The sequence below is a fragment of the Sulfitobacter sp. DSM 110093 genome (genome assembly GCF_022788715.1).
GTDB lineage: Bacteria > Pseudomonadota > Alphaproteobacteria > Rhodobacterales > Rhodobacteraceae > Sulfitobacter.
Map to the genome: position 1 here is coordinate 1,436,171 of NZ_CP085167.1, position 22,718 is coordinate 1,458,888.

The window sequence follows — 22,718 nt, forward strand, 5'->3', positions numbered from 1 at the left end:
CGGTTGATCACGCCAACGTTACGCCGAGGAAAGAGGGGAGAACAAGTATGGCCGTGATGATGGATGCAGAGACGTTGCAGGCGTTCATGCGCGAAGTGTTTGATCAGGTGGCGGATGATTTCTCTATCGATCATGTAGGTGAGAACGAGATTACCGTGCGCTTGCTGACCAATCGCAGCCATCTGCGCCCCGGTGGCACCGTCTCTGGCCCATCGATGTTCGCCTTGGCGGATGTCTCGGCCTATCTGGTCACATTGGCGATGATCGGGCCAAAGGCGTTGGCGGTGACGACGAATTGTTCGATTGATTTTATGCGCAAGCCCTTGGCGGATGTGCCGTTGGTTGCCTATGCAAAGCTGTTGAAGCTGGGGCGGCAACTGTCGGTGACGGACGTGCTGATCTATTCCGAAGGCTCGGACAAGCCGGTGGCGCGGGCCGGGCTGACCTATGCGATTCCGCCAGCGTCGATGGGGTGAGGAAGGGCCCGCGCCAACCCGCCGGGACGCGCAGGCGATGGCCCGGCGCCTGCGGCTTGATTTCGGGCTGTGATTCTACGCGAGAACACGAAAAAAGGGCCGGGAATAACCCGGCCCAAGGAAGAGGTCTGGCTGGCGCCACAGGGAAGTTACGCTTGCCAGAACACGCGGGAAGCCTCGGCCGAGGCTTGTTCCGGTGTAAGTCCCGCATCTTGCAATTCCCACGGCTCTAGCGCTGCAAGCGCGAGGCGGGTGCGTCGGCGGGCCGCCCATGTGGTCACGACCGCCGCAAAGCGCAGCGCGATCACCGCAGGGACCGGCAGGGCGCGGTATGTCATCAATGTCATTGCATCAGCGCTAAGAGGGCGAGCCTGTGTCATGGGGGAACTCCTTGAATTTGCGTTGGCGAATTGTATTGACACAAAGTGTAGAAAGCCTACAGATAGAAAGGTACAAAACGCGATACAATTTGACCACAGGAATATTGTAATGGGTACAATTTGGCAGCCGACGCTCGCCGATGGGCAGGGACCGAAGTACAAACTCGTGGCCCTGACCATCCGCGAAGGCATCAATTCCGGCGCGCTGGCGGTTGGCGATAAGCTGCCCCCGGTGCGGGAACTGGCGTGGCAGTTGGGGATCACCCCCGGCACCGTGGCGCGGGCCTATACGATTCTGACCGACGAAGGCCTGCTGGAGGCCGAAGTGGGCCGGGGTACCTTTGTCGCCCCGCCGCAGGCAGCCATCCGCGAAGATGTCTGGAACCGCGAACAAGATAGCTGGATCAGAGAGTTAGAGATTTCAGATACGGATGCGGTGAGCCTGTTTAGTCCACGATTACCGGATATGGGGCAAGTGGCCCTGATCCGCAGCGCCCTGCGGCAGGTGGCGGATGTGCCGGGCGAAGAACTGATGAACTACCCGACCCGCGATGCCTATGCCCCGGTGCGCCAAGCGGTGGTCGACTGGCTGTCGCATCTCTCCCTCGGTCCGCTGAGCGAGCGCGACGTTGTGCTGTCACACGGCGGGCAAAGCGCGATTGTATTGGTACTTCAGGCCATCTTGTCGGGGCCAAAGCCGGCGATGCTGGTCGAAGACCTCTCTTATGCCGGGTTTCGTCGCGCGGCGGAGGTGCTGCGGGCCGAAGTGGTCGGCGTGGCGATGGACAAAGACGGCGTGTTGCCCGAGGCGCTGGACAAGGCCGCGCGCGACAGCGGGGCGCAGGTCTTTTGCACCACGCCGGAGGTGCATAACCCCACGGGAAGCCACACTAGCCTTGAACGGCGGCGCGCGCTGCTGGAGGTCGCCAAGCGGCACGGCTTAGAGATTTTGGAGGACGATTGCTACCGCATGGGCTCTGCCCGCGCACCGAGCTATCGCTCGCTCTGGCCTGAGCATGTCTGGCATGTCTCGTCGATCTCAAAGGAATTGACCCCCGCGCTGCGCGTCGGCTTTGCGCTGGCCCCGGCGGGGCGGTCGGCGGACCTGCGGCGGGTGGCGGAATACGGATACTTTGGCCTTGCGCGCCCCTTGGCCGAGGCGACGCGCATTCTGCTCACCGATCCGCGGCTAAAGGGCATTTGCACGGATATCCGCGAGAGGCTGGCGGAATATGTAGAGGTCGCGGTTAACCATCTGGGCGGGCATGAATTGCAATGGTCGCGCGACGTACCCTTTTTATGGCTGCACCTGCCGCCGGGTTGGCGCGCAGCGGGCTTTTGCCGCGCGGCAGAGGCGCAGGGCGTGCAGATCCGATCTGCCGATGAATTCGCCCTGCGCGATGGCCGCGCGCCCCATGCGGTGCGCATCGCAGTGAACGCCCATGTCTCTCTGCGCTCTTTTGAGGCGGCGATGCAGCGGCTGCGCTGTCTCTTGGACAATCCGCCAGAGCAGATCAGCGTGTAGAAATATGGGGTATTATTATACCTAAATCGTAAGATGCTGTTTTTGCTGATATAATCCGTGATTGCTCCGCTTGACCCGGCGATGCAGGTGGTTATAACCCCTCCATCAGACACCGGACGGGGATTCCTCGTTCCGACCAACCTTAAACGGGAATTCATCAATGAAAACCTTTTCTGCGACACCGGCAGATATCGACAAGAAATGGATCATCATCGACGCCGAAGGCGTCGTGCTGGGCCGTCTCGCATCGATCATCGCCACGCGCCTGCGCGGCAAGCACAAGCCGTCCTTCACACCGCATATGGATTGCGGCGACAACGTGATCGTCATCAACGCCGATAAGGTGCAGATGACCGGCAAGAAGCGCGAAGAGCACTTCTACTGGCACACCGGCCACCCCGGCGGGATCAAATCGCGCACTAAGGAGCAAATCCTTGAAGGCGCGCATCCTGAGCGTGTTGTGACCCAAGCGGTCAAGCGCATGCTGCCCGGCAACCGCCTGAGCCGCCAGATCATGACCAACCTGCGCGTCTATGCAGGTAGCGATCACCCCCATGAGGCCCAGAGCCCCGAAGTTCTGGACGTTAAGTCCATGAACAAGAAAAACACGCGGAGTGCATGAGCATGGCTGACGAAATCAAAACACTTGAAGGTCTCGAAGCTGCTGTGACCGAGAACATCGGCGGCGTGCAGGGCACCGAAACCGAAATGACCCCTCGTGAGCCGGTTCGTGACGAACTTGGCCGCGCCTATGCCACCGGCAAACGTAAAGACGCGGTCGCCCGCGTTTGGATCAAGCCCGGCTCCGGCAAGGTCATTGTGAACGGTAAGCCGCAGAACGAATACTTCGCACGCCCCGTGCAGCAGTTGATCCTCGCGCAGCCGTTCGGCATCACCAACACCGAAGGCCAGTTCGACGTGTTCGCAACTGTCAAAGGCGGCGGTCTGTCCGGTCAAGCGGGTGCGGTTAAGCACGGCATCTCCAAAGCCCTGCAGCTTTATGATCCCTCCCTACGCGGCGCGCTGAAAGCGGCAGGCTTCCTGACCCGTGACAGCCGCGTCGTCGAGCGGAAGAAATACGGTAAGGCCAAAGCGCGCCGGAGCTTCCAGTTCTCCAAGCGTTAAGCTTACCGATCAACTTTGCGAAAGGGCTACCCGATTGGGTGGCCCTTTTTCGTTTGCGGGGTGGGCATTGCGACTTGGCAGCAGCGCATGAAAAAGGCCGCTGCGGTTTCCCGCAACGGCCCTTGGTCAGGATCAGCGATGATCCCTTGCGGGATTAGCCGCCGATTTCGTAGCTCACGGTAAAGCCCAGTACGCCGTCACCATCGTTGGTGTCTTCGTACAGCGCTTCAAAGCTGACGCCATCGCCGAAGTCATAGACGGCACCGGCTTCGGCATAGAGGTTGTCGTCGCGGTCGCTGTTGCCGATGAGGCCAACGGCGGTCCAACGCTCGGACAGGGGCGCTTCGAACGCCACTTCCTGATCGCTTTCGCCGTTGTCGGGGTTGATGATCACAGCGAATGCGCCAGAGATGTCGCGCCCAACAGGGAAGCCCAGCGTCGCGGTGATTTCTTCTTCGTGATCTTTAGAATCGTTCAGCCAAATGTAGGAATAGCTCAGATCCCAGCTCATGCCTTGGCCAAAGTCCGCGCCATAGCCAAGATCGGCTTCGAATTCGACATCATCTGTGGGGTCTTGGTACAGGGAAGTCGCGCTCAGGCCGGTGTGAAAGCCACCGTAGGTCAACTCAACAAAGCCTTCGATTTCGTTTTCCAGATGGTCGAAATCATCCGATGTGTTGAAGCGGGTCGCAGCAGAGACGCCTGCCGTCCAGCCGATTGCGGAGACGGTAGGGCGGTCGTCGATCACCGGGTCGAACCCGGTGGTGATGTTGTCTTGCGCATAGGCGGCAGTGGAGAGCAGCCCAGCGGTAAGGCCGAACCCGAGAAGTGTTTTGATTGTCATGGCTTATGCCTAGTTTTGGACCTTGGCTCGTCGGTGACTGGCGCGGTCTGGTTGTTGATCCCCATCGCTTATGCCCGGCACATATGCTCTGCAAGGGCCGTTTGTGCATAGCTGCTATACGTTAGAACATAACATTGTGAACGACGGAAATTTTAGGCAAGCCGTTGGTTTTTCTGCCCCGCGCGGTTCCGCGTTCAGGGGCGGCTGCCTATATGAGGCACAACACAGGAGACATTCATGCAATATTCGGTTCTTGATCTTGCCCCGGTGCCGGAAGGGTCCGACACCCCGACGGCGATCCGCAACTCTGTCGCCTTGGCGCAACTGGCCGAGGCCAAAGGCTATCACCGGTTCTGGATGGCTGAGCATCACAACATGCCCGGCATCGCCTCGGCGGCGACATCGGTTTTGCTGGGGCATGTGGCGGACCATACGCAGAATATTCGCATCGGTGCGGGCGGAGTGATGCTGCCCAATCACGCGCCTTTGGCGATTGCCGAACAGTTCGGTACGTTGGCTGCGATCCATGGGGGCCGGATTGACCTAGGGCTTGGCCGTGCGCCGGGCGGCGATCAGGCGGTGATGCGTGCCATGCGGCGCGGCATGAGTGGCGGCGATCACTTCCCCGATGATGTGGCCGAGTTGATGGCCTATCTGGGCGACGCCGATCCGCGCTCGCCCGTCCGTGCGCATCCGGGTGAGGGGACGCATGTACCGATCTGGATCCTCGGCTCCTCGCTTTATGGTGCGCAACTGGCGGCCCATTTCGGGCTGCCTTATGCCTTTGCTTCTCACTTTGCGCCCGATGCGTTGGAGGAGGCCACGGCCATTTACCGTCGTGATTTCAAACCGTCCGAAGCCTGTCCCGCGCCGCGCTTTATGCTGGCGGTGAATGTTTTTGCGGCGGATACGGACGAAGAGGGGGCCTATCTGCGCACCACCATGCAGCAGGCATTCGCCCGTCTGCGCACAGGCCGCCCCGGCAAGCTGCCACGCCCGGTGCGTGACATCGACGCCGAGATTGGCGCAGGGATGCGGCAGGGGGTGGATCATGCGCTGCGCGTGTCCGCCGTGGGCAGCCCTGAGACCGTGAAACGTCAGCTAGCGGCATTGATCGCGCAGCACCAGCCGGATGAGCTGATCTTGACCGGGCAGATCCACGATCACGCGGCGCGGCTGCGCTCGTTTGAGATTGCGGCGGATGTGATGCAAGACTTGAAGGTGGCGGCCTAAGGGCCGCCGCCGCCCTCACTCGTCAGGGCTGACCAACCCCAGCCCGCGCAGGTAAATCCCGATCCCGGTTTCCAGCAGATCGTCTGCTGGAAAGGGCGAGGCGCGACCGGGGGAATTGCGGGCGAAAAGTTCGACCACGCCGTGGCTCATCGCCCAGATATGGGCCGAGAACATCGAAGCCGGCGGGCGTTTGTCTGCCGGAATATGCTGGCTGAGGTCGGATGCCGCGCGTTCCAGCACGCCATTGGCGCGGTTGGCGGCATGGGCCAGTTCCGGCGTGCGGTTGACCGAGATACCGGATTCGAACATGGCGATGTAATGGCCGGGGTATTTCCGCGCGAATGCGAGATAGGCGCGGCCCGTCGCCTCGAACGCCTTCAGCGCCGAGGGCTGGCCGGATTCGTAAGCAAACTCCATCAATTCGGCAAAGATATCATAGCCTTGGTGCGCGGCCTCGGCGATCAAGTCTTCGCGGCCCTCAAAATGTCGGTAGACCGCAGCCGGGGTGACGCCTGCGCGTTTGGCGGCCTCTGACAGGGTGAAACCCGTCGGGCCGCGCTGCTCGATCAACTCAAGGGCGGCGTCAATCAGGGCTTGGCGCAGGTTGCCGTGATGGTAGCCGCGTTTAGGCATCCCAGATGTCCGGCCCGCCGCAGATTTCATCGTCGATTTTGCCAATCGCTTTGGCGTCTTTCTGCGGATAGTCGAAGGCGTGTAGCACATGGCGCATCGCTGCCAGCCGGGCGCGGCGCTTGTCGTCTGAACGGATCACCGTCCAAGGGGTCTTGGCCGTGTGGCTGCGCGAAAGCGTGTCCTTGATCGCGGTTGAATACGCGTCCCACTTTGACAGACCCTGCACATCGATCTGGCTGAGTTTCCATTGCTTTAGCGGATCGGATTCACGCGCCAGCATACGGCGCAACTGCTCTGCTCGGCCGACATTCAGCCAGAACTTGAACAGGTGAATGCCATCTTCGACCAACATCTGTTCAAAGGGGGTGACCTGTTCGAAGAAATGTTCGCGTTGGGCAGGCGTGCAAAAGCCAAACACCGGCTCGACCACGCCGCGATTATACCAAGAACGGTCATAGAACACCATTTCACCCGAAGTAGGTAGGTGTTTGATGTAGCGTTGAAAATACCATTCGCCCTGTTCGGTTTCGGTGGGTTTGGATAGGGCCACCACCCGCGCTGCACGCTGGTTTAGATTGTCACGCATCCGCCGGATTGTGCCGCCTTTGCCAGCGGCATCGCGGCCTTCAAACACCATAACCACCCGCTGGCCCGTGTCACGCACCCAAGATTGCAGTTTAACCATTTCGATCTGCAATCGGTCATAGTCGCGCTCGTAGGTTTTGCGCGACAGACGTTCGTCATGCGGATAGCTGGGCGAGAGGATGTCGTCCTTATCGGAGCGGCGGATTGCCTTACGAATGTCTTCGGGGGCGTCGTTTTCAAAAAAGGCGCTGATCGCGCCGTCAAAGGGCAGGTCCATGGGCGCTCCTTGCTGGGTGTTCTTGTTTCAATATGGGATGTTAAGGCGCTTAACGCAAACCCGCACGAGTGGCGGCGCGGTCGATTGTGTCGACCACAGCCTGCGGGTCAGCGTGATGGGGCATATGGCCCATGCCGGGCAGTCGGGTCAGGGCACCGTTGGGGATGTCTTTGATGAGTTCTTCGGCGTGGATATGCATCGGCACAATGGTGTCGGCATCGCCGTGGATGATCTCGACCGGCATGGTCAGGCGGTCATATTGCGCCGCCATTTCAACCACATGGGGGCGAAGCTGGTGCACCTGCTGGGCATTGGCGCGGCTGGCGCTGCGGCGCAGGGTCAGCCCGGTGCCGATGTGCTCGGCATAGCCTTCGGGCGCGGGCTGCGGGGCAAAGATCGCTTCAATACTGCTTTGCACCACGCTTTCGGGGACAAAGGCGGTGACGGCGGGGATGAAAAGCGCACCGCCAAGCCGCGAGGCGCTGACGTTGTAAAGCCAGCCCAGACCGCCCGGCCAAGGCTCGGACACAGCAGAGACGAGCACCAGCGCGGCGGTGTCCTTGGGGCGCTGAAGCCCCCACGCCAGCGCCACAGCGCCGCCAAAGGAATGGCCCAGCACGATGGGGTTTTCGACGCCCAGTTGATCGGCAGCCTTTTGCAGCAGCGCGGCCTGTTCTTGGGGCGATTCCCCCAGCGGGTTCCACGCGCCGCGTGCACCGGGCAGGCGGGCGGTATACCCCATGCCGGGGCGGTCGAACATGATAACGCGGTAGCGATCACTCAGCCGTTCCGCGAACCCCATGGTGAAATCACGCAGGTTGCCGCTGGCCCCGTGGATCAGCACCAGATCCGGCCCGTTGCCGATAACCTTGGCATGGACCGGCAGGCCATCCACCGTGATGATCTCGCCCTCGGGCGGATGGCTGGCTTCGGCGCGCGCCTCGTGCCGCGCGGCGCGCCATTGGACAAGCGCGGTGAGCAGCGCCAGCCCAAGGAGGAAGGCGAGAAGCAGCTTAATGACCGATCTCATTCATATCAAAGGGGGTGGTTTGGTATATTTCGTTGATCCAATTGCCATAAAGCAGATGCGCATGGCTGCGCCAGCGGTTCACCGGGGTGCGCGATGGGTCATCATCGGGGTAGTAGTTGCAGGGCACGTTGATCGGCACGCCATTCTCAACGTCGCGGTCATACTCTTGTTTCAGCGTGTCGCGGTCGTATTCGAAATGGTTAAAGACATAGAGCGCCCGGTGCGCGGGGTCTTCGATCAGGCAGGGGCCGACTTCGTCACTGCCCAGAAGCGTGGTGAGGCCCGCGTGCGTGTTCACTTCGTCTTGGCGCATCTCGGTCCAGCGGGAGACGGGCACGGTGCAATCGTCCGAAAACCCGCGCAGATAGGGGGATGCGGGCGCAAGGTTGCGGTGGCGGAAACAGCCGAAGGCTTTTTCGGGCAGGATGTGTTTCTTGACCCCGTGGAAATGGTTGATCATCGCCATGCCGCCCCAACAGACGCCAAAGGTGGAGTGGACGTTGGTCTGGGTCCATTCCATCACCTCGCCCAACTCGTCCCAATAGGTCACCTCGTTAAATTCAAGATGCTCAATCGGGGCGCCGGTGATGATCAGACCGTCGAACTTCTCGGCCTTCATTTCCTCAAACGGGCGGTAGAAGCTCTCCATATGTTCGGCGGCGGTATTGCGGGCTTGGTGGTCGGACATGCGGATGAGGCTGAGTTCAATCTGCAGGGGCGTGGCACCGATGAGCCGGGCAAACTGGTTCTCTGTCTGGATTTTCTTGGGCATCAGGTTCAGCAGGGCGATGCGCAGCGGGCGAATGTCCTGTCGCGATGCCAGCTCCTCGTCCAGCACCATGACCCCTTCGTTGCGCAGAACGTCAAAGGCGGGCAGGCGGGAGGGGATCTTGATGGGCATGAGACAGGTCTTTCAGGGCTAGCCAGAGCAGTCAGGTAATCTTGGGCGTGGTGGGTTCAACCGCCCGAGGGTAGGTGGCGGGCGATAAGATCGGTAAAGTCTTCGGGAGCTTTTAGTGTGTCGATGTCGGCAGGGGTGATGGTGACGCCCCATTTCGACATGGCAGCATAGCGCGGCTGGCGGTGTGACAGCGCGGCGGCATAGGTCCAGCGGATGAAGTCGTCGGGGTTCACGGAGTCTTCGGCGATGTTCTTTTCGGCCAGATAGTCGGTCCATGCGCGGGCAAGGAATTCGGGTTGATAGGCCATCGGCTTGGGGGCTTTGTCGAAACGGCGGATGAGTTCTTCGGTATGGGCCTCATCGCCCTTGATCCAGACCAGTAGGCATTCGTCGGAGAGCTGCCGGAGCAAGGGATCGTTCGGGTCTTCGGGGTCGACCCATTCGCAGATCGACCCACCAGTGTCGCAGATAAAATGCGGATAGCCGTAGAGCTGCTCGGCGCGGGTGGCGAAATAGGCGGTGTCTTGTAGCGCGTTGATCTCGGCCCGGCGAAAGGCCTCTTGGCGTTGGGCATAATCCGGCATCGGCAGCCCGCCGCGCGACGGGTCGCCCGGCTTGCCCAGCCATGTGGCCACGGGCGAGAGATTGTCGAAGGTGATGTTGGACCCGATGTAGATGCTGTCGCTGAGCAGCAGATCACGCAGAAACGGCACCTTCATCGCCTCGGCCTTGGCGTTGTCGGCGATCAGCTCTCCCAGATAGCGGGTGCCGATGCGGTAATCGATGGAGTAGTGAAACCAATCCCCGCTGGCGCGCAGCAGGCTGGACAGATGGGTTTTGCCCAAGCCCGACATGCCGAAGATCAGAACTTTGCGGCGCGGGGCCGCGCGCCAGTCGTCAGCCGTGGGGTAGAGCATGTATCACCAAGGTTAAGTGCTTCGTTTCCCCTGAGTACCCCAGTGTTTGACCAGACGCCAGATGCGGCCATCTAGCACCAAAAGCCCAAGCGCCAGAAGGGCAAAACCGCTGTAGGCGGCAGGGCGCAGGGTTTCATCGCGCAGCCAAGCGCCCAAGAGGATCGCGACCGGGGCGACCAGTAGCGTCACCAGCATCAGATTGCTGCTGCCCGCCATCCCCAGCACCCGGTAATAAAGCAGATAGGCCAGCGCCGTGGCAGCCAGCGCGTAATAGGCGATGGCCATGAGCGTGGCCGGGGCAAGGTCGAGCGTCAGCGGCCCTTCGACCACCCATGCCAACGGCAGCATGATCAGCGTGGCCCCTGTCAGCATCCCGGCGGCGGCCAGTTGCGGCGGTTGGCCCGGCAGCAGTTTGCGCGCGCAGACACCCGCCATGGCATAGGACATCGCCCCGCCCAGGACGGCAAGCTGCGCAAGGCTGCCAAGGTCGAAATTCGTGAGGTTTTCCAAACCGATGGCGGTGCTAACACCGGCAAAGCCAAGGCAAACGCCAATCGCCTTACGCGGGGTGATGCGCTCATCCGCCAAAAAGATCGCGGCGGCCAGCACGCCAAAGATCGCGGTGGCCGCATTGAGGATCGAAGTCAGGCCAGAGGGGATATGCAACTGCCCCCACGCCATCAGCGAAAAGGGGATCACATTGTTCAAAAGCCCCATCAGCAGGAAGGCCGCCCAGATGCGCGGGTCGCGCGGTAACGGCAGACGCATCACCACCACGGCAGCCCAAAGCACCAACATAGCCCAGAACACCCGATGCGCGACCGAGGTCAGCGGCCCGATTTCATCCAGTGCCACACGCACAGCGACAAAGGATGCGCCCCATAGAAGGGCAAGAAGGCTCATTTCGAGCCACGCGCGCGGCGGGATGGTTCTTTGTGCAATCATGGGATGGGTTTAGGCGGTTCGGCAAGGCTGGACGACCCGAAAGATGCGCAACCATAAAAAACGCCGCCCGAGGGTGTCGGGCGGCGTGATTATTGCAGGTTGATCTATGTGGATCAAAAGGTGAAACCGACTTTCACACCAAAGGCCACCGCGTCGTTGTCTTCAAAGTCGGCTGCGGGTGCAAAACCGGGAATGGCCGTCTCTGCGTCACCGATGTTGACGTAGCGCACGCCGGTGGTGATTTTCATGTTGTCGCGGGTATAGACGGCAGCCAGCGCAATGCTTTTGTTGCCATCGGTCGGGCCGAGGTTCGAAGCGAAACCGCCGTTGGATTTCTCGTAACCGACGGAGGCCGAGACTGACCAGTTGTCGTTCAGACGGCGGCCCACACCCAGCGAGTAGGTGAACACGTCGTCGTCATAGCTGACGAGGGAGCCGCCGCTTGTCAGCGTGTCGTAGTTCGTCGGGGAAATGTCGAAGTCGGACCAATCGACCCAGCGGACGCCACCAAAGAGAAGTGTATCGGCAGCGATCCCCGTTTGGAACTCAAGGTTAAGCGACTGCGGTGTTTCAATCTCCGTTTCCGAAGTGGTGGACCCGAGTGCAACAGAGTTCTCGCTGGTGTCGAGGTCGTGCTTGATCTTGGAGTTATAGGTCAAGGACACGCGCATGGCGATGTCGGGGCGCTCATAGGCAACGCCAGCAGAATAGCCGACACCGATATCACGATCACCGGTCACGCTATAGTTCGAAACGAAGGGCACAGCCGCTGTGGCTTCGATAGACTGCACACGCAGGCCGCCATGAACGCTGAAGTTGTCGTTCACGCGGTAGCGCATGAGCCCGGTCAGCGCATGGCTGTCAAGATCGGCCTGTGACCCAGCCGCGTAGTAGCCCGTGCCAGCGGGGTAATCGACATCTGCGCCAAACGGTTGATCGTAAATGATCGCATAAGACCATTTCTCGTTGATATCGGCTTTGTATGCTGCGCCGAACTGCAAGAAGTTTTCTGTCGCATTGCCTGAATCGCGGCTGCCAAGCCCAGCCACCGAAGTACCCGATGTATCGGGCGAGATATGCCCGAAGCTAAACTCTGCATAACGCCCGCTTTCGAACAGGGCGTTGATGGACTGACCAGAGCGGTCAATGCCGCCCGCATGTACGGCGGCGGTCGACGCCAGAAGCGCCGGAAGTGCCAAGAAATGTGATTTCATGTTTCTCTCCCAAGGTTCTGCGGCGATCCTCCTCGGCGCAGGTTGGAACGATCTAAGCGGATTGCTGCCGTTTGCGTCAATTCCTGACCTAAGGTCAGGCGCATATCTGTGACAAAATTACTGAATGTGTGGTTTGCGGGTCTCGAACCAGATGTTGAGATAGTTGCCTGCAAAGATGATCCCGGCACCGATGAACACCCAGACATCCAGCGCTTCACCATAGAGTAACATCCCCACCACCGCGATGGCCGGAAGGCGGACAAAATCGATCGGCACTACCACGGTCGCAGGGGCAATGCTAAGCGCGTTGGTCAAGCAGTAATGGGCCAGCAGGCCGCAAGCGCCGACCAGCAGCAGGAAGGGCGCTGTTTCCGCTGTGGGCAGCGCGACATCTCCGTCATATCCGGCGGCGATGAGGCCGAAAACCAGTTGCAGTGTGGTGAGGTAGAACAGGATCGTAGTGATCCCTTGGCTGCGCGTTAACCGTTTCGTTAGTACATTGGTCAGCGCAAAGAAGACGGCACATGCCGCAGCCGCCAGAATGCCGGTGTTAAGGTTGCCAATGTCGGGCCGTGCGACGATCAGAATGCCGATGAACCCCATAATCCCGGCCAGCGCCCGTGTCGCGGTCAGCCGTTCCCCCAACAAAAAGATCGACAGGACGATGACCCAGAGCGGGGAGGTGAACTCAAGCGCGAAGACCTGCGCCAGCGGGATTAGCGACACCGCCAGGAACCACAGGTTTTGCCCGGTGAAATGCGCAAGGTTGCGGATAAGTTGCAGACCGAAGTTGCGGGTGTTGATCTGCCGCCATGCGCCGGTGGCGCCTGCAAGTGTAACGACGATGATCACGCCGATCACACTGCGGTAGAGCATCACCTCAAACGTATCGAACCGCGCCGAAAGCTCGCGCCCCGCAACCGCCATGGTTGAGAAGGAGCCGATAGACCCGATCATCCAAAGGGCGGCGCGGAAGGTGGGGGTCATGCAGGGCTCGTGATCTGATAGTCGCGTGTGATCCCGGCGGTAAGCGTGGCCCAGTCTGATGCAGCGGCGCGGGCTTGGTGGGCGTCAAAGGCGGTGCGGTCGGTGAACAATTCGGTCACCTGCCAGACAAGGGGATCATCGGTGGGGGTCACGTCGAACCGCAAACATCCTGGCTCGGCACGGGTGAGACGCAGATGCGCGTCAAGCCCTGCGCGCACCCGATCCGCCTCGGCCCGGGTGGCGCAGCGAAGGTGGCCGCTGAGGACCACCTTCATGTTTATTCCCACTCGATGGTACCCGGAGGTTTCGAAGTGATGTCATAGGTGACACGGTTGATGCCCGGCACCTCGTTGATGATCCGCGTGGCGGTTTCGCCAAGGAAGTCATGGGTGAAGGGGTAGTAGTCCGCGGTCATACCGTCCACGGAGGTCACCGCGCGCAGGGCGCAGGCGAAGTCATAGGTACGGCCATCGCCCATCACGCCCACGGTACGCACTGGCAGGATCGCCACGAAGGCTTGCCAGATATCGTCATAGAGGCCGTGGCGGCGGATTTGGTCGATATAGACCGCATCGGCCTCGCGCAGGATCGCCAGTTTTTCACGGGTGATCTCACCGGGGCAGCGGATCGCGAGGCCCGGCCCGGGGAAAGGGTGGCGACCAATGAACGATGGCGGCAAACCGAGTTCACGGCCCAACTCGCGCACTTCATCCTTGAAGAGTTCACGCAGCGGCTCGACCAGTTTCAGGCCCATCTTTTCGGGCAGGCCGCCGACATTGTGGTGGCTTTTGATCGTCACCGAAGGACCACCCGAGAAGCTGACGCTTTCGATGACATCGGGGTAGAGCGTGCCTTGTGCCAAGAAGGTCGCATCGCCGACATCTTTTGCGTGTTTCTGGAACACATCGATGAAAAGCTTGCCGATGATCTTGCGCTTGGTCTCGGGGTCAGAGACGCCGTCCAACTCGCCCAAGAAGAGCTCCTGCTCGTCGGCGTGGATCAGCGGCATGTTGTAATGGTCGCGGAACATGGTGACGACCTCTTCGGCCTCACCCTTGCGCAGCAGACCGTGGTCGACAAAGACGCAGGTGAGCTGATCGCCGATCGCTTCGTGGATCAGCACGGCGGCGACGGAACTGTCGACGCCACCCGACAGACCGCAGATCACCTTCTGGTCGCCCACTTGCTCACGAATGGCGGCAATCGCCTCATCGCGGTAGGCGCTCATGGTCCAGTCGCCCTTGAAGCCTGCCAGACGCACGAAATTCTCATAGAGGCGCGGGCCGTTGGGGGTGTGGTGCACCTCGGGGTGGAACTGCACGGCGTAGAAGTTGCGCGACACGTCGCCGGTAATGGCGAAAGGCGCGTTGGGGGAGGTGCCATAGACCTCGAACCCCGGAGCAATCTTGCTGACGTGGTCGCCGTGGCTCATCCAGACCTGTTCGCGATCTGTGGCGAACCAGCCTTCCAGCAGTTCAAGCTGTTGGCCTGTGGGGGTTACGAAAGCCCGGCCAAACTCGGCGGTGCCGTGGCCACGCTCCACATGACCGCCAAGGCAATGCATCATGACCTGCTGGCCATAGCAGATGCCAAGGATCGGCACGCCCAGTTCAAACACAGCCTGCGGCGGCATTGGCGCGCCTTCGGCAAACACAGAAGACGGGCCACCCGACAGGATCACCGCCTTGGGCGCGAATTCCTTGAGGAAAGCATCGTCCACCGTGTTGAATGGGTGGATTTCGCAAAAGACATTCAGCTCCCGCAGGCGACGCGCGATAAGCTGCGTAACCTGGCTGCCGAAGTCGATGATGAGGAGGCGGTCATGGGTGATATCTGTCATGGGGGTGTGATTAGGCCCGAGAGGCTGCTGTGGCAAGTCTCAAGCGGGCCGAAGACAGGCACCTGCGGCGTTTAATCCGCGGAGGAGGCGCGCGGGCGGCACGCGATGTCGCTTTTTGCCGCTAGGGGACGTTATCCGCGCGAAGGGGGCGCTGGGAATGGGCTAGTGACAGGTCAAGAGTTGCGGGAAGGAATGAGCAATGGCGGAATCAGCACGACGGGCACGCGGCGGCGGAGGTGCGGCACGGCGCGCGGCACGCACAGCGGTCTCCTTTGAGACAGCGCGCTATATCGAGCGTAATATCCCGAACTTCGAAGTGCTGACTGAAGAAGCGTTGAAGATCATCGAGCATAACGCCGACACGGTGCTTGAAGAGATCGGCGTGAATTTCCCCGATAATCCCGATGCGCTGGCACTCTGGCGTGAGGCCGGTGCTGATGTGCAGGGGGAGCGGGTACGTATCCCACGGGGGTTGGCCCGCAAGCTGTGCTCTACGGCACCGTCAACGATCACCCAAGTGGCGCGTAACCGGGAGCGGGATGTTGTGATCGGGGGTAAAAGCCTTGTCCTCGCACCGGTCTATGGCCCGCCTTTCGTGCGCGATGCCGCCGGGGGACGCCGTTATGCCACGATGGCGGACTTCGAGAAATTCGTGAAGCTGGGCTATATGTCGAAATGGCTGCATCACTCGGGGGGGACGGTATGCGAGCCGACCGATATCCCGGTGAACAAGCGCCACCTCGATATGCTGCACGCGCATATGACGCTGAGCGACAAACCCTTCATGGGTTCGGTGACCGAACCTTCGCGGGCGCAGGACAGTGTCGATATGTGCGGCATCCTTTTCGGTAAGGACTTCGTGCAGGAAAACACGGTGATGACCTCGCTCATCAACATCAATTCGCCGATGACTTTTGACGATGTGATGATGGGCGCGCTCAAGGTCTATGCCGAGAACAATCAGGCCTGCATCATCTCTCCCTTCATCGTCGGGGGGGCTATGGCGCCGGTAAGTGTTGCCGGGACACTGACGCAGGTCTTGGCCGAGACACTGGCCGGCATTGCCTATAGCCAGCTTGTCCGCCCCGGTGCGCCTGTCATCATGGGGGCCTTTGTGACCTCCATTGACATGAACAGTGGTGCGCCGACCTTTGGCACGCCGGAGGCTGCGCATATCACCTATGGCGCTGGGCAATTAGCACGGCGTTTGAACCTGCCATATCGCAGCGCTGGGTCGTTCAATGGCTCGAAGCTGCCCGATGCGCAGGCAGCTTATGAAACCTCGAACAGTCTGAACATGGGCCTGTTGTCTGGGGTGAACTTTATGCTGCACGCCTGTGGCTGGCTGGAAGGGGGGCTTGTGTCTTCGTTCGAGAAGTTCGTCATGGATGCGGATCAACTGGGCACGCTGCATCACCTCGCCCGGGGGGTAGAGATGGACGAGAACGCCCAAGCGATGGACGCGATCCGTGAGGTCGGGCCGGGGGGGCATTACCTTGGCTGCGCGCATACGCAAAACAACTTTCGCGAGGCGTTTTGGAAATCCGACCTGCTGGATTACAAACCCTTCGAGACTTGGTCAGACGAAGGCGCGCGCGATACACAAGCGCTTGCCTCCGCACGGGTGGAAAAGTTGCTGGCCGATTACCAGCAACCAGCGTTGGACCCGGGCATTCGCGAAGCCCTTGATGCCTTTGTAGTTGAGCGCAAAGCCGCAGAACCCGATAGCTTTACGTAGGATAATCCGGCGGGGGGCAATCCCCCCGCGATCGGGTCACGCGCTGGGGGTTTGGGTGGTTTTGAGAAAACGCGCTTCCCCCACCATTGCGATCAGCACATCAACATGGCGGATCAGGCTATAACTCGCATCTGCGGCTTTGCGCTGGGTATTCAAATCGGCCTCAATCTCGGTCAATTTTAGCAACGCGGTACCGTGACGCGGCAGGATCCCGAACCCCAATATACGGGGCAAATGGGTGCCGCGTTGATAGTCTTCGGCACCGATCCGCGCGGCGCGCATCAACAGGCGCGGGCGGTGAAGTTTTGTCAGCATGGTCAGCAGATCTTGCATTACACTCTCTCCGGTTGAGGGGCGGTGAATCACCCCGACAAGTGAAGTGTTTCACAACCTTTCCGGGTGTTGCGTGTTGCGTATTCTCGCCGTGCGGCGCGTTCCCTTGCTGTTTACCATTTGGAAACAATGATCTCCAAACGCGATGATTTTAACGAACGGGTAACCAAAACATCCATAGGTTGTGAACATCTCCGAGGATAACTCCTCGGCTTGGGGACCCGCCAAAATGGAAGTGGCAGTCAATTGAAGGCGCATCACCAAACCCAACAGACAGTCATGCCGGGATGGGTGCCGCATGGGGCCCTGCATTACCTCGCACATACGGAGACCGGCGCACCGATCCGGGCTTTGGCACGCCAAGCTGGCTGTCATGCCTCAACGATCATGCGACAAATTCGCCGTATCGAGACTCGGCGCGACGATCCGCTGGTGGATGCAGCCCTGCGCAGGCTCGGCGCGGTGCGGCGTGGCTTGGATTGTACTGCTGGCCCCCCAGCAGGAAAGACAGTGACAATGAACAAGCGTTCGGCACAACTTCCCGATGAAATGACGTTCGCCGCCGAGGCGTTGCGCGTCCTACGTCGCTTGCATGAGACCGGCGCCGTGTTGGCCGTGGCCGAGGGCATGGAAAAGGCCGTCGTGGTGCGCGAGACAGAAACTGGCCCCGGCGCGCGGACTGCCGTAGTCGATAGCGCCGTGGCGCAGGCGATGGCGCTGAAGGATTGGATTGCGCCGGGAAGCTCAGGGCGGGTGACACGCTATCATATCACCAGCGCGGGCCGAGGCGCATTGCGCCGCATGATGGCCGAACAAGGTGAGACACCGGCAGGCGGCTTTGCCGAGGATCGGGCCACGTTTTCAGGTATGCCCTGCGATCAATCAGGTGAGGAGGGTACAGCTGGTGCGCAGCCGCGCCGCAGCCGCTATTGCCTATCGGAAAGCCCGCTTTCCGCGCTTGCGCGGCGGCGCGACAAATCTGGCACGCCTTTCTTGGAGGAGGGAATGGTGCACGCAGGCGAACGGCTGCGTGAGGATTTTGAATTGGCGCAGATGGGCGGTGGCATAACACAAAACTGGGATAATTTTCTAACCCCCGGTGCAAAACCAACCGCGCGTGGCGATAATTCGGGCGTCATGGCAGCAGCCGAGGCACGCAAGCGGGTAGCCGATGCCATGGCCGATCTTGGCCCCGGTCTGTCGGACGTGGTGCTGCGCTGTTGTTGCTATCTGGAAGGGTTGGAAACCACGGAAAAGCGGCTGGGATGGTCGGCACGCTCCGGCAAGATCGTGCTGCGGATCGCGCTCATGCGGCTCAAGCGGCATTACGACGAAACCGTAGGGCCGGGTGGCCCGATGATCGGATAAAAAAGGGGCGGCAGGGTAAATGCCCTGCCGCCCCAATCGTCCTAGTCAGCGACTTTGGTCGGTGTTTCATCTGTCACCGAAATCGCTACTTCGTCTTTCTCGCAAGCGTTACGCACACCGGCGGCATAGTCGGGGTGCACTTTTTCCAGCACCGCATACCAGCGTTCTTTTACCTGCTGCGAACAAGGCGCCATGGCACCGGCCATGTTCTCATGCAGACGGTCACGCTGCGCCTGATCGAACACCTCGGTATAGAGCTTGCGCGGTTGAACGTAATCGGCGTCCGTCTCCTCTTGGACATAGCGATCTGCATCGCCCGAGATGCGCAGCGGTGGTTCTTGCACCGACGGGTCGGGGCGGGCCGATTCCTCATACTGGTTCGGCTCGTAATAGGCATCCGGGTGGCCGGTCTGCTGCGGGAAGAACCGCATGGAGCCGTCCTTGTGGTAGTGGTGCATCGGCGCGGCCTTGGGCGCGTTGGCGGGCAGGGCCTCGTAATGCGTGCCAAGACGGTAGCGGTGCGCATCCGCATAGGAAAAGACCCGTGCTTGCAACATCTTATCGGGTGAGAAACCGATTCCCGGCACCTTGTTCGAGGGCGAATAGGCAGCGTTCTCGATGCTTTGGAAGTAGTTGTCGGGGTTGCGGTTGAACTCCAGCATGCCAACCGGGATCAGCGGGTAATCCGCATGCGGCCAGACTTTGGTCAGATCAAAAGGGTTGAAACCGCAGGTCTCGGCCTCTGCCTCGGGCATGACTTGGATGTTCAGCTCCCATTTCGGGTGGTCGCCGCCTTCGATTGCGTTGAAGAGATCCTCTTGGAAGTTTTCACGTGTCGAGCCGATCAGCTTTTCCGCGTCTTCATTGGTGCGGTTGCGGATTTCCTGCTGGCAGCGGAAGTGGAATTTCACCCAGTGCCGCTCGCCCTTGGCGTTCCACATCGAATAGGTGTGGCTGCCGTAGCCGTGCATGTGCATCGGGTTCACCGGAATGCCGCGGTCCGACATCAGGATGGTGACCTGATGCACCGACTCAGGCTGTGCGGCCCAGAAGTCGAACATCGCCTCGGGCGAACGCAGGTTGGTGCGCGGGTGGCGTTTCTGGGTGCGGATGAAGTCCGGGAATTTATAGGCGTCGCGCACAAAGAAGATCGGGGTGTTGTTGCCCACAACGTCCCAGTTGCCTTCTTCGGTGTAGAATTTCACCGAGAAGCCGCGCACGTCACGCTCACTGTCGGCCGCGCCCAATTCGCCCGCCACGGTGGACCAGCGCGACAGGATTTCGCAGGTCTTGCCGACCTGCGAGAAGATCGCGGCACAGCTATATTCGCTGATGTCATGTGTCACGGTAAAGGTGCCTTCGGCGCCCCAACCCTTGGCGTGAACGGCACGCTCTGGAATACGCTCGCGGTTTTGGTGCGCCAGCTTTTCGATCAGTTGGTAGTCGTCGAGCAGCACCGGGCCACGGCTGCCGGCGGTTTTGCTGGTTTCATTGGTCGGCATCGGTGCGCCGGCGGTGGTGGTGAGACGCTTGCTCATCTTGGGTTCCCCTCGGTTACTGTCTGACGGCAACATGATCCATTCCGCTCATAATTTCCAATTGCAGTTTTGTAAAATTGCGATAGGTAAAAGTTATGAACTTCACGCTAAAGCAGCTCGAATATTTCCGTGCACTGGCGACCTTGGGCAACTTCGGTCGGGCGGCGGAGGCGAGCAATATCTCTCAGCCTGCGCTTTCCGTGCAGATCCGCACCTTGGAGGAGTCGCTTGGCGGGCGGTTGATTGAACGGCAAAGCCGCGCCTCGGTGCTGACGCCTTTGGGGCGCGAGGTGCTGACCCGCGCCGAGGATATTCTACGCCGTGCCAAGCTGTTGGAGGCCACCGCGCGGGAGCAGGTCGGGCTGGCGGGCACGTTGAACCTTGGGCTGATCCCGACGGTGGCGCCCTATCTTTTGCCCGGTGTGCTGGCCGCCCTGCGCGCACAGGATATTTCCCTGCGGGTCGAGGTGCGCGAGGCGCAGACCGATCAATTGCTGGCCGATCTGCGGGCCGGGGCGCTGGATGCGGCGGTGATGGCGGTGCCAACAGGCGAAACCGGACTGGCCGAACTACCCCTGTTCGAAGATCGCTTTTTGCTGGCGGGCTCTGCTGAGCGGATGGCGGGGGCGGAAGTTGTCCGTCCGACCGATCTGGCCCGCACGCCGCTGATGCTGCTGGAAGACGGTCACTGCCTGACCGATCAAGCGCTGGAGGTCTGTCAGCGGGACCGGACGCAGGCGGGTATCCACACAGGCGCTTCGTCCCTCGCGACCCTGTCGCGGCTGGTGGAGGCGGGGTTTGGCATGACCTTGATGCCCGAGATCGCCGCCAAGACTGAACTTGATGCCGCGCCGGGCCTACGGCTGCACCGTTTCGGCACACCGGAGCCTGCGCGGCAAATCGGGCTCGTGCGCCGGGCGGGCACGCCGGGCAGCGGTTGGGCGGCGCAATTGGCCGAGACGTTGACGGAGGTGGGGGAAGGGCTGACCGGGCAGCTGCGCGCGACATACTAGGCGCGGGCGGGGCAGCGGGGTCAAAGGGACCGGGCCAAAAGGCCCGATCCGGTCACTCAAAGGGCTTAGGCCGCTTCGGTCTGTTTCTGATTTTCGAGGTATGCCAGCACGGTCTCGGGGCTGGACACGCCGTAGGGGTCATCGCCGTGGTTGTCACTGATGCCGGGCTCTTCGAACCATGCTTCGATCTGACCGTCGTTGACGATCGCCGCATAGCGCCAGCTGCGCGCGCCAAAGCCGAGGTTGTCCTTGGCGACCAACATGCCCATGCGGCGGGTGAATTCGCCCGACCCATCAGGGATCACGTCGATGTTCTGGACGCCCTGCATCTCTTTCCATTTGTTCATGACAAAGCTGTCATTGACCGACAGGCAGTAGATGCCGTCGATGCCATGCTCTTGGAACGCGGCGAAGTTGTTCTCAAAACCGGGCAGCTGGTAGGTGCTGCATGTGGGCGTGAAGGCACCGGGAAGCGAGAACAGGACAACGCGCTTGCCTTTGAAGAAATCTTCGCTGGTCTTGTCTTCCCAGCGGAAGGGGTTGGAGCCTTCGATGCTTTCGTCGCGCACGCGCGTCTTGAAGGTGACGTTGGGAACTTGAATACCGGGTTTCATCGCGTCTCTCTTTCTCGGATTGGAATCTTTGTCGGTTGGTAGCCCATATAGGCAGCCTGAGCAACTCTCGCGATGCTGCAACTGCATTGTAATTTTCCAATTGAAAAACAACGCTCTAAATAAAGGCGCGGGGGCGATGCCGCTGGTGCATGGCAGCCTTGTCGTGGGGGCGCATGCTGTAGGTGGTCATCGGGTTAAGGACTGTGATAAACAGGGTGCGACACAATGATCAGAGGCCCCCGATGCGCGATCTGAAGATACCCGAACAGCGCCACCCCGAAAAGGCGCGCAAGCCCGACAACGCCCAGCCGAAAAAACCGAGCTGGATCAGGGTCAAAGCGCCCGGCGGCAAAGGCTATGCCGAGACAGCGCGCATCATGCGTGACAATAAGCTGACCACGGTCTGCGAAGAGGCGGGCTGCCCCAATGTGGGCGAATGCTGGTCTCAGGGTCACGCCACGATGATGATCATGGGCGAGGTTTGCACCCGCGCCTGTACTTTCTGCAACATCGCCACCGGCAAGCCGCCCGAGGCGCTGGATGTGTTCGAGCCGGGACGTGTGGCTGATGCGGTCTCCAAACTGGGGCTGAACCATGTGGTTATCACGAGCGTTGACCGCGACGATATCGAAGACGGCGGGGCGGAACATTTCGCCCAGACCATCCGCGCCGTGCGCCACCGCAGCCCCGACACGACGATCGAAATTCTGACACCGGATTTCATCCGTTGCGGCCCGGAAGCCCTTGAAAAGGTTGTCGAAGCGCGGCCGGATGTGTTCAACCACAACCTTGAAACCGTCCCCGGCCTCTACCCCGAAGTGCGCCCCGGCGCGCGCTACTTCCACTCCCTCCGCCTGCTTCAGCGGGTAAAGGAACTGGACCCGTCAATGTTCACCAAATCGGGCATCATGGTGGGCTTGGGCGAAGACCGCCAAGCGGTCATTCAGGTGATGGAAGACATGCGCGCCGCCGACATCGATTTCCTGACCATCGGCCAATATCTACAGCCCACGCCCAAGCACCATGCGCTGGACCGTTTCGTCACGCCGGAGGAATTCACCTCTTACGAAAAAGCAGCTTACGGCAAGGGGTTCCTCATGGTCTCCGCCACGCCGCTGACCCGGTCGAGCTATCACGCAGGCGACGATTTCGCTCGTCTGCGCGAGGCGCGGAACCGCAAGCTGGGTATCGCGTAATTCTAA

General features: G+C 60.7%; 24 protein-coding genes. 9 read left to right on the forward strand and 15 right to left on the reverse strand.

What is annotated here, in order from left to right; all coding sequences use genetic code 11:
* Positions 1–47: 47 nt before the first annotated feature.
* Positions 48–476: a PaaI family thioesterase gene (locus DSM110093_RS06945; protein ID WP_243267335.1), complete on the forward strand. Its 429-nt coding sequence runs from the start codon at positions 48–50 to the stop codon at positions 474–476.
* Positions 477–625: 149 nt separating this feature from the next.
* Here DSM110093_RS06945 and DSM110093_RS06950 read toward each other — a convergent pair whose 3' ends face one another.
* The gene (locus DSM110093_RS06950) at positions 626–856 is read right to left on the reverse strand and encodes a DUF1127 domain-containing protein (protein WP_243267336.1); all 231 of its coding nucleotides are present in this window, start codon (positions 854–856) and stop codon (positions 626–628) included.
* Positions 857–965: 109 nt separating this feature from the next.
* On the opposite strand from DSM110093_RS06950, the gene DSM110093_RS06955 reads away from it, so the two are divergent.
* The 3 genes from DSM110093_RS06955 (at position 966) to rpsI (ending at position 3,506) form a co-directional block, all read left to right on the forward strand.
* Complete coding sequence (locus tag DSM110093_RS06955; protein WP_243267337.1) at positions 966–2,381, forward strand: PLP-dependent aminotransferase family protein; 1,416 nt, start codon at positions 966–968, stop codon at positions 2,379–2,381.
* A gap of 160 nt (positions 2,382–2,541) precedes the next feature.
* Positions 2,542–3,003, forward strand: a complete 462-nt coding sequence (gene rplM, locus DSM110093_RS06960; RefSeq protein WP_243267339.1) for a 50S ribosomal protein L13 — start codon at positions 2,542–2,544, stop codon at positions 3,001–3,003.
* 2 nt (positions 3,004–3,005) lie between these two features.
* The gene (gene rpsI, locus DSM110093_RS06965) at positions 3,006–3,506 is read left to right on the forward strand and encodes a 30S ribosomal protein S9 (protein ID WP_093927209.1); all 501 of its coding nucleotides are present in this window, start codon (positions 3,006–3,008) and stop codon (positions 3,504–3,506) included.
* 154 nt (positions 3,507–3,660) lie between these two features.
* Here rpsI and DSM110093_RS06970 read toward each other — a convergent pair whose 3' ends face one another.
* On the reverse strand, positions 3,661–4,350 hold the full coding sequence (locus DSM110093_RS06970; RefSeq protein ID WP_243267341.1) for a hypothetical protein: 690 nt from the start codon (positions 4,348–4,350) through the stop codon (positions 3,661–3,663).
* A 237-nt stretch (positions 4,351–4,587) separates the two neighbouring features.
* Here DSM110093_RS06970 and DSM110093_RS06975 point away from each other — a divergent pair, with 237 nt between their 5' ends.
* A complete protein-coding gene (locus tag DSM110093_RS06975) occupies positions 4,588–5,583 on the forward strand; it encodes an LLM class flavin-dependent oxidoreductase (RefSeq protein WP_243267342.1) in 996 nt (331 codons plus the stop codon).
* 15 nt (positions 5,584–5,598) lie between these two features.
* Here the strand turns inward: DSM110093_RS06975 and DSM110093_RS06980 are convergent, their stop codons facing one another.
* From DSM110093_RS06980 to guaA, 10 genes are all read right to left on the reverse strand, one after another.
* Positions 5,599–6,216: a TetR/AcrR family transcriptional regulator gene (locus DSM110093_RS06980; RefSeq protein WP_067629863.1), complete on the reverse strand. Its 618-nt coding sequence runs from the start codon at positions 6,214–6,216 to the stop codon at positions 5,599–5,601.
* The gene (gene ppk2, locus DSM110093_RS06985) at positions 6,209–7,078 is read right to left on the reverse strand and encodes a polyphosphate kinase 2 (protein ID WP_243267344.1); all 870 of its coding nucleotides are present in this window, start codon (positions 7,076–7,078) and stop codon (positions 6,209–6,211) included. Before ppk2 ends, DSM110093_RS06980 begins: the two co-directional genes overlap by 8 nt.
* A gap of 49 nt (positions 7,079–7,127) precedes the next feature.
* Positions 7,128–8,108 (reverse strand): alpha/beta hydrolase, encoded by a 981-nt coding sequence (locus DSM110093_RS06990; RefSeq protein ID WP_243267345.1) that lies wholly within the window; start codon positions 8,106–8,108, stop codon positions 7,128–7,130.
* Positions 8,092–9,009 (reverse strand): homoserine O-succinyltransferase, encoded by a 918-nt coding sequence (gene metA, locus DSM110093_RS06995; RefSeq protein WP_243267347.1) that lies wholly within the window; start codon positions 9,007–9,009, stop codon positions 8,092–8,094. The genes DSM110093_RS06990 and metA overlap by 17 nt, the downstream gene beginning before the upstream one ends.
* Positions 9,010–9,065: 56 nt before the next feature.
* Positions 9,066–9,926: an ATPase gene (locus tag DSM110093_RS07000; RefSeq protein WP_243267349.1), complete on the reverse strand. Its 861-nt coding sequence runs from the start codon at positions 9,924–9,926 to the stop codon at positions 9,066–9,068.
* A gap of 12 nt (positions 9,927–9,938) precedes the next feature.
* Entirely contained in the window at positions 9,939–10,871 is a 933-nt protein-coding gene (locus DSM110093_RS07005; protein ID WP_243267350.1) for a DMT family transporter, read from the reverse strand.
* A 113-nt stretch (positions 10,872–10,984) separates the two neighbouring features.
* Entirely contained in the window at positions 10,985–12,085 is a 1,101-nt protein-coding gene (locus DSM110093_RS07010) for an outer membrane protein transport protein (RefSeq protein WP_243267352.1), read from the reverse strand.
* 117 nt (positions 12,086–12,202) lie between these two features.
* Positions 12,203–13,072 carry a DMT family transporter gene (locus DSM110093_RS07015; protein ID WP_243267353.1) on the reverse strand — a complete coding sequence of 290 codons (870 nt, stop codon included), beginning with the start codon at positions 13,070–13,072 and terminating at the stop codon, positions 12,203–12,205.
* Positions 13,069–13,347, reverse strand: a complete 279-nt coding sequence (locus tag DSM110093_RS07020; RefSeq protein WP_243267354.1) for an antibiotic biosynthesis monooxygenase — start codon at positions 13,345–13,347, stop codon at positions 13,069–13,071. Before DSM110093_RS07020 ends, DSM110093_RS07015 begins: the two co-directional genes overlap by 4 nt.
* Positions 13,348–13,349: 2 nt before the next feature.
* Positions 13,350–14,912 (reverse strand): glutamine-hydrolyzing GMP synthase, encoded by a 1,563-nt coding sequence (guaA, locus tag DSM110093_RS07025; RefSeq protein ID WP_243267355.1) that lies wholly within the window; start codon positions 14,910–14,912, stop codon positions 13,350–13,352.
* A gap of 199 nt (positions 14,913–15,111) precedes the next feature.
* Here guaA and DSM110093_RS07030 point away from each other — a divergent pair, with 199 nt between their 5' ends.
* Positions 15,112–16,650 (forward strand): trimethylamine methyltransferase family protein, encoded by a 1,539-nt coding sequence (locus DSM110093_RS07030; protein WP_243267356.1) that lies wholly within the window; start codon positions 15,112–15,114, stop codon positions 16,648–16,650.
* A 36-nt stretch (positions 16,651–16,686) separates the two neighbouring features.
* Here DSM110093_RS07030 and DSM110093_RS07035 read toward each other — a convergent pair whose 3' ends face one another.
* Positions 16,687–16,983 (reverse strand): DUF6477 family protein, encoded by a 297-nt coding sequence (locus tag DSM110093_RS07035; RefSeq protein ID WP_243267358.1) that lies wholly within the window; start codon positions 16,981–16,983, stop codon positions 16,687–16,689.
* A gap of 279 nt (positions 16,984–17,262) precedes the next feature.
* Here DSM110093_RS07035 and DSM110093_RS07040 point away from each other — a divergent pair, with 279 nt between their 5' ends.
* The gene (locus DSM110093_RS07040) at positions 17,263–18,351 is read left to right on the forward strand and encodes a DUF6456 domain-containing protein (RefSeq protein WP_243267360.1); all 1,089 of its coding nucleotides are present in this window, start codon (positions 17,263–17,265) and stop codon (positions 18,349–18,351) included.
* A gap of 41 nt (positions 18,352–18,392) precedes the next feature.
* Here DSM110093_RS07040 and DSM110093_RS07045 read toward each other — a convergent pair whose 3' ends face one another.
* Positions 18,393–19,889 carry a catalase gene (locus tag DSM110093_RS07045; protein ID WP_243267361.1) on the reverse strand — a complete coding sequence of 499 codons (1,497 nt, stop codon included), beginning with the start codon at positions 19,887–19,889 and terminating at the stop codon, positions 18,393–18,395.
* Positions 19,890–19,984: 95 nt separating this feature from the next.
* Here DSM110093_RS07045 and DSM110093_RS07050 point away from each other — a divergent pair, with 95 nt between their 5' ends.
* The gene (locus DSM110093_RS07050; RefSeq protein ID WP_243267363.1) at positions 19,985–20,902 is read left to right on the forward strand and encodes a hydrogen peroxide-inducible genes activator; all 918 of its coding nucleotides are present in this window, start codon (positions 19,985–19,987) and stop codon (positions 20,900–20,902) included.
* Positions 20,903–20,967: 65 nt separating this feature from the next.
* Here the strand turns inward: DSM110093_RS07050 and DSM110093_RS07055 are convergent, their stop codons facing one another.
* Positions 20,968–21,516, reverse strand: a complete 549-nt coding sequence (locus tag DSM110093_RS07055) for a peroxiredoxin (RefSeq protein WP_243267365.1) — start codon at positions 21,514–21,516, stop codon at positions 20,968–20,970.
* A 242-nt stretch (positions 21,517–21,758) separates the two neighbouring features.
* Between DSM110093_RS07055 and lipA the strand changes: the two genes are divergently transcribed.
* Positions 21,759–22,712: a lipoyl synthase gene (lipA, locus tag DSM110093_RS07060; protein ID WP_093926366.1), complete on the forward strand. Its 954-nt coding sequence runs from the start codon at positions 21,759–21,761 to the stop codon at positions 22,710–22,712.
* Positions 22,713–22,718 lie beyond the last annotated feature (6 nt).